This is a genomic window from Microbacterium sp. PI-1 (genome assembly GCF_004337555.1).
GTDB classification, from domain to species: domain Bacteria; phylum Actinomycetota; class Actinomycetes; order Actinomycetales; family Microbacteriaceae; genus Microbacterium; species Microbacterium aurugineum.
Window position 1 is genome coordinate 1 of sequence record NZ_SJYZ01000048.1, and the last position, 6362, is coordinate 6362.

Below are 6362 nucleotides of genomic sequence, written 5' to 3' on the forward strand. Positions count from 1 at the left end.
GTCGTCCGCTCGCATCTTGAGATCGGTCACGAAGTGGAGGTTCCAGGCGGCGGTTCGAGGCACCCGGCCAGCCTCACTGCGATGACAGAATCCGACCCACGCAACACGCCGGAACGGGGGTCAGAATCTACTCGATCGACGAAGCATTCCTCAAGATCTCGCCGAAGGTCGCACGGGATCCCGAAGCGATGACCGAGCTCGGCCGAGACATCCGCTCGACGCTGCGTCGGCTCATCGGCGTGCCCGTGTGCGTCGGGATCGCGGAGACACGCACATTGGCCAAACTCAGCAACCGGGCCGCGAAGAAACTGGACGTGTTCGACGGGGTCTGCGTGTGGCCGGCGACCCGGCCGGAATGGCGGCACCGGCTGATGTCGTCCCTACCGGTGTCAGAAGTCTGGGGTATCGCGTCCCGCCTCGAGCGACGCCTGGTGGCGATGGGGATCTCGACGATCGCAGATCTCGCCGCGGCCGATCCAGTGCGGATCCGCAAGGCGTTCAATGTCGTCGTGATGCGCACCGCGTTGGAGCTGCGCGGGGTGCCGAGCATCATCGCCGAAGAGGACCGCACCGGGCGCAAGGAGCAGCTGATCGTCAGCCGTTCCTTCTCGGAGAAGGTCACCACGAGAGACGGCATCCGACAGGCGCTGTCCATCTACGCCCAACAGGGAGCGACCCGTCTGGTCAAGCACCACCAGGTGGCGAAGCTGATGACGGTGTTCGCCGGCACGTCGCACTACTCCGAACAGCGATCCTCACCCTCGGTGCTCGTCAAGCTCCCCTTCCCCACCGCAGACCCCGTCGAGCTCACCCACGCCGCGCATCGGCTGCTGCCACTGATCGAAGATGGCATCCGGTACGCCCGAGCCGGCGTCATGCTCACCGATCTCCGCCTCGCAGACGCACATCAGCCGCTCGAGATGTTCCGCCACGCACACGAAGAATCCGGCGTCGCAGAACTGATCGACAAGATCCAGCGGAAGGAAGGCCGCGAGCTCCTCGGACTCGGCTACGGAGGATTCCGGCCAGGACCGTCGTGGCAGATGAAGCGGTCGATGCTCACCCCCCGCGCGACGACGCACTGGGACGAGCTGGCCACCGTGAGAGCCTGACTCCGCTCGGCAGCGCCGCGAATAGACGACAGATGCGTTAGCCGCATCATTGTTGCGCCCAACGCATCACGGACGAGATCGACAGTTGCATCCGATGCAACATCGCCCGGTCGCAGCAGAAGAGTCGTTGACAGAGACACCTCCGGGGCATATCGTGGTGAATGTCACATTCACCATCCTTAGAGGAGGTCTCATCATGCGTGCGTTCCCCGTGAACCGCGACACCATCGACCTACTGGTCACCGCCGCCTACATCAGCACTCCCGCCTACCGGATCAGCACACCCCGAGATCTTGTCGAGCACGCCGATCGCATGGGTCAGCTGTTGTGGGATGAGAACCACAGCAGCGTCAGCTTCGCCATCGGCGAGCACCTCACCGCGCCGCGGTACGAGTGGCAGCCCGTCGCCGAGATCATCCCCTGTGCGGACGACGAGCAAGTGCTGCAGATCGAGCGCAGTCGGCTCCTGCTCACCGAGGTCTCCTGCCATCACGACGGATGGGACGACTCCCCCGCGCGTGATCTCGTCGAGCGCCTCGGCCAAGCGATCGCGCTGCGCTTCGCGCACTGGCCGTTGGTCGCATCCCCGGAGCACCGCGGCGTCATGGAGTATGACGGCCTCCACCGTGCAGCCGAAGTCTGGGAACGGCACATCGGCTTCCGTCACCCGCTAACCAACGACGCGGCCGCGTGAGAGGGAGTGACCACATATGACTCTCACCATCACGCACACCGCCGCCGAAGGCACCCTGATCGACGGCACCGCGAAGGGCGACGGTTCGGCCGAGGTGCTCCGCACCAACGGTTGGCGATGGAGCCGAGCTCTCGGCTCCTGGTACGTGCCCCACTCCCGAGATCGCGAGCCGAAGAGGCACGTCATCGACCGCACCGTCGCCCAGCTGCAGGAAGCCGGCTTCACCGTGACGGTGTCGGTGGACTACGCCCGACGCGCCGCAGCTGCAGTCGAAACAGATCTCCTCGCACGTCGAGAGGACCGCGCCGCCGCCCTGGACGCGAAAGCTGAACGGCGAGCCGACACCGCGGCCGCGGAAGCGGAGCGCGCAGCTCGAGCACTTCGGCGGCTCCCGGAAGGCGGCGAGCCGATCCACGTCGGCCACCACTCCGAATCCGCCCACCGAAGCGCGATCGCCAAGGCGGATGCCGCGATCCGGCGATCCATCGACGCCGACACCGACGCCCGCCGTGCTCGCGCACGAGCAGACATCGCCGCCGGAGCGAACGAAGCCCGCTACGCACCCATCACGGTCGCCAACCGCATCGAGAAGCTCCGCGCCGACCAGGTCAGCCTCCGCCGGCGCCTCGAGGGGTACAGCCGCACACTGCCGGGCGGCTATCTCGACATCACGCCGGCGGCGACCGGCGACTACGCCGAGAGACTCACCCGCGAGCTCGCCGCCGTCGACGAGCAGCATGCCTACTGGCAGGCCGTTCGCGAGGAACAGATCGCCGCCGGGATCGTCGCCAACCACTCCCGCGACACCATCCGCCCCGGCGACCAGATCCGATACTTCGGTGCCTGGTGCACAGTGACCCGCACCAACGCGAAGAGCGTCAGCATCACCGACACCTATGGGCATCGCGGCACGGTCCCGTACACCCACATCCGCGAGCACCGTGCGGCCGAGAAGGGAGCGTCATCGTGAGCATCGCCACTCGCCCCCGCCCGGTGCCGCGCGAGATCCCCGCCGAGCTCGTCGTGCGGCTGCGCCGCCTGGTGACCGGCGTCGCCTTCGTCGTCCTGGCGGTAGGCGCCGGCTACCTCGGCCTGCTGCTCGCGCCTATCCTCGACCGGCTCATCGTCGCCGCCCTGGCCGTGATCCTGGTCCCGCTGCTCGTCGTGGTCGTGGTCGACTTCTTCCGTAGTCCGGACTAGCCCATGCCCGCGTACAAGGTGGCGTGGCAGCAACCGGCGCAAGTCACCGCGACCGTGACCGTCGACCTCGACCAGCTCGCACAGTGGGCTGTCGAGGTCGACGGCGTGCGCGCCCTCACCGAGACCGGGCCTGGCCCGGGCGAGCTTGCGGGCGTGCGGCTCATGCTCGAGCGGAACCGTCATCTTCGCGACGAGCTGCTCCGCCAGTGGGCGAGGGCACACATGCCGCACTCCTGATGTCCCTACGCGAGGCCGTCGACGCACACAGCGAGGCCCCGCCGGCACGTTTCCGGCGGGGCCTCGCTGCTGTTAATCAGGCGAGTCGCTTCGCGAGCTCGTCGATCTTGTCCGGGCGGAACCCCGACCAGTGGTCTTCGTCCGTGACGATGACAGGCGCCTGCAGGTACCCGAGCGACTTGACCTGCTCGAGCGCAGCGGCGTCCTCGCTGAGGTCAACGACGTCGTACTCGATGCCTTTCGCATCCAGCGCGCGATACGTGGCCGTGCACTGCACGCACGATGGCTTCGTGAACAGCGTGATCGCCTTGTCCCCGTTCGTCAGTGTGGTTGTCATGTGTGGTCTCTCCTCCTTTCTGGGTCTCGTTTGTTGAGCATGGTGGACAGTTCAGACACGGGCGGCAGCTCGGCGTTTGAGCCACACGAGGAGCGCGATCGCCGAGAGAAGGATCGCGGCGATGACGAGGATCTGACCCCATCCGAATCCGATGCCGTCGACGATCGGGATCACCGTCGCCTCGCCCTGCTCGAGTAGGTGGTACTGCAGCATCCAGACCCGGAGTGGATCGAGGAACATCCCCAGCGAGACGATGCCTGTGGCGAAGGCGAGCACGACGATCAGCAGCAGCGAGATCCAGTCGTCCTCGGAGACAGACGCTTGGTTGGACATGGGCTCCCTCTCTTTCGTCAGTGGCCGGCCGCGACGTCGGGACGGCGGTAGGTGATGACCTGGGTGTCCGACATGGTCAGCAGCCCCTCTTCCCCGGTTTCGAGATCCCGGTACTCGATGGCGAGCTGTTCATCGTCCAGGACGTCGTTCTCGACGCCTTCGACGACGCCCCACATGCCGAGGCTCTCGTCGGTCTGCAGCAGGTCTCCGACCTCGAGCTCGACCGCGGGCCCGTCGATCGCTTCGCCGTATCCGTCGCCGTCGCCGTCGACCGCATCGTCGACGGCGTCCTCGTCGACGGGCTCCGGGACGAATCGGACGGCAGTGCGGGAAGGCAGCAGGGTGACGTTCCCCGGGCGCATCGTCTCGAGGCGCGCGGCCGCGGCCGCGGGATCCCACTCAACGATCTCGGCGCCGGCCCACTCGTAGTAGTCCGGTTCGAGCTCCTCGCCCTCGCCGTCGTCGCCGATGATCGGCTCGGGGTCTTTCACCATCATCCGGCTGTAGTCGGGGATCTCCGGGCGCAGCGCAGCCAGGTGCTTCCAGTCCGCTTCGTCGGTGGAGTCGAGCTTGGCGGGGTCTGGCGTGTAGAACGCCTGGATCTCGACCGGCACCGACTCGCCGCTGAGGGTGACACCGCGACCACGCTTGTTGCGGGGGATGGCTACGCCGACCGCGAAGGAGTCCCACATCATGTTGGCGCCCTGTGGGGAGAGTCGACCGAAGCTGACGCGGGCGCCGAAGTTGTCGCGCATCTCACCGCCGAGGAACTCGACGTCGGGGCGCTGCAGACCCAGCAGAAGGTGGATCTTCGCGCTGCGGGCGAGGCGGGCGAGATCGGAGAGGAGATCCAGGACGGGCGCCTGAGCCGGCGCGCCCTTCGGCTTGACGGTCTTGTACCAGCGCTGCACTCGGGCCTTGAAGGTGGCGTACTCGTCGATGATCAGCGCGAGCGGGTCAAAGTCCTCAAGGCGAGCCGTTCCGTTCTCGAGCTGGGAGTACCGCTGTTCCATGAGTTCGTGTGCGGCGTGCAGCATCCGCACCTGGTGCTCGACCCGGGCGCCGACGAGCTCGACGTTGGGCCAGTCCCGGAAGCCGGCGAACTCAATCCGCTTTCCGTCGAGAACCCACACCCGCCAGTGCGCGTGAGTCAGGTGCGTCAGCACGGTGTGCTGGAAGCTGGTCTTACCGGAGCCGGTTCCGCCGATGACGAGGCAGTGCGGCGAGACCGCTGGATGCCAATGCTGGACCCCGCCGTCTTCGTCGACGCCGATCGGGATCTTGAACCCCTTGTAGGCGGAGTGGGTGAGAGCTGCGGCGGGGGTGACCTCGTGCAGCACCATGTCCGGCATGTTCGGGCGGACCTCGAAGAGGATCTTGTCTCCCTCCAGGTCCCATCGGGCACGCCAGCGTCCGGGCAGCATCGACGAGACGACCTTCTCGATCGACGAGCGACGTGCGGCGATCGCCATCTTCGGTCCCACGTTGTGCTTGACCTCGATCTTGGACACCGATCCGTCTTCGGCGCTCGTCACCGACACCGTCGCGGACGGATCCACAACCTGCTTGATCACTTCGATCGCTCGCTGCTGCTCACGAGAGACGGGGTCCGTCTCCGGCGCGATCTCCACCACAAGCCAGCAGCGACGGGAGTTGTGCTTGCGCACTCGGTACTCCACTCCGAGCCGGCGACTCAGCCCGGCGAGGATCTGGTCGACGAAGCGAGGGTCGGTGTCGTCGACGTGGGAGGCCCAACGGATCTTGATGCGCTCGGGGACGCCGACCCACCCGCGCGTCCACTTCACCGGTTCCACCAGAGCGCGCGTGGGCTGAGAGGCGCCCAGCAGAGGAAGCAGCGCTTCGATGGCGGGATCCATCCGACCGGCGCGCTGGAACGCTCGCACTCCCGCGACGATCGAACCCGCAGCCAGCACCACAGCCCCCACCCATACGAGAGGCACGAGGTTGGTGAAGGGGCGGACAGTGTTGAGGCCGGTGACAGCCGTCGCGATCGCGAGAGCCAACAGTGCGGGGATGATCCCAGTGAGCTGCCGGCGGGGCAGGACGCCGAGCGCGGTCACGGCCGGCGCAGTCGGCCGTGCCGGCGGACGGTTCGCCACACGAGTTGCCATTCGATACCTCCTGGTGGGGTCGCGCTCTTCACGGCCCTCTGCGAGGTATAGGCCTGCGTTCGCTCCCTTCGCGGACATCAACGGTTCTCATCCCGCGTGCCGCACTCGTGATGTCCCTCCCGAAGCGAGTTCGCTCAACACGGCGGCGGAGGGGTGTAGCGCTCGATCGTCACGCGCATCAGCGCAATACTGTCCGATCTCACGAAACTTGTCGGTTGGTGAGACGGAGCACCCCCGGAAAGACGGGTGAGTGGTGCGCTGCGGAAACTGCCGGTTGTCTCACGAAACTTGTCGGAAATCGCGGCCGCTTTCACATT

Annotated in this window: 9 protein-coding genes; 5 read left to right on the forward strand and 4 right to left on the reverse strand. The window is 66.7% G+C overall.

Annotated elements, in window-relative coordinates; translation table 11 throughout:
• The first annotated feature begins 125 nt into the window (after nucleotides 1-125).
• The 5 genes from E0W80_RS18820 to E0W80_RS18840 all read left to right on the forward strand — a co-directional run bounded on the left by E0W80_RS18820 (nucleotide 126) and on the right by E0W80_RS18840 (nucleotide 3243).
• Complete coding sequence (locus E0W80_RS18820) at nucleotides 126-1112, forward strand: DUF4113 domain-containing protein (protein WP_276320556.1); 987 nt, start codon at nucleotides 126-128, stop codon at nucleotides 1110-1112.
• 196 nt (nucleotides 1113-1308) lie between these two features.
• Nucleotides 1309-1806, forward strand: coding sequence for a hypothetical protein (locus E0W80_RS18825; RefSeq protein WP_067119780.1), 498 nt, complete (start codon nucleotides 1309-1311; stop codon nucleotides 1804-1806).
• A 16-nt stretch (nucleotides 1807-1822) separates the two neighbouring features.
• Complete coding sequence (locus tag E0W80_RS18830; RefSeq protein ID WP_067119783.1) at nucleotides 1823-2776, forward strand: DUF3560 domain-containing protein; 954 nt, start codon at nucleotides 1823-1825, stop codon at nucleotides 2774-2776.
• A complete protein-coding gene (locus E0W80_RS18835; protein WP_067119786.1) occupies nucleotides 2773-3006 on the forward strand; it encodes a hypothetical protein in 234 nt (77 codons plus the stop codon). The genes E0W80_RS18830 and E0W80_RS18835 overlap by 4 nt, the downstream gene beginning before the upstream one ends.
• Nucleotides 3007-3009: 3 nt before the next feature.
• Nucleotides 3010-3243, forward strand: coding sequence for a hypothetical protein (locus E0W80_RS18840; protein WP_067119789.1), 234 nt, complete (start codon nucleotides 3010-3012; stop codon nucleotides 3241-3243).
• 76 nt (nucleotides 3244-3319) lie between these two features.
• Here the strand turns inward: E0W80_RS18840 and nrdH are convergent, their stop codons facing one another.
• From nrdH to E0W80_RS19330, 4 genes are all read right to left on the reverse strand, one after another.
• Nucleotides 3320-3580, reverse strand: coding sequence for a glutaredoxin-like protein NrdH (gene nrdH / locus E0W80_RS18845; protein ID WP_067119792.1), 261 nt, complete (start codon nucleotides 3578-3580; stop codon nucleotides 3320-3322).
• A 51-nt stretch (nucleotides 3581-3631) separates the two neighbouring features.
• Entirely contained in the window at nucleotides 3632-3913 is a 282-nt protein-coding gene (locus E0W80_RS18850) for a hypothetical protein (protein ID WP_067119796.1), read from the reverse strand.
• Nucleotides 3914-3930: 17 nt separating this feature from the next.
• Nucleotides 3931-6045, reverse strand: a complete 2115-nt coding sequence (locus E0W80_RS18855) for an FtsK/SpoIIIE domain-containing protein (RefSeq protein WP_165875514.1) — start codon at nucleotides 6043-6045, stop codon at nucleotides 3931-3933.
• Nucleotides 6046-6179: 134 nt separating this feature from the next.
• Nucleotides 6180-6362: hypothetical protein (locus E0W80_RS19330; protein ID WP_205802391.1), on the reverse strand; the 183-nt coding region annotated here is incomplete at its 5' end.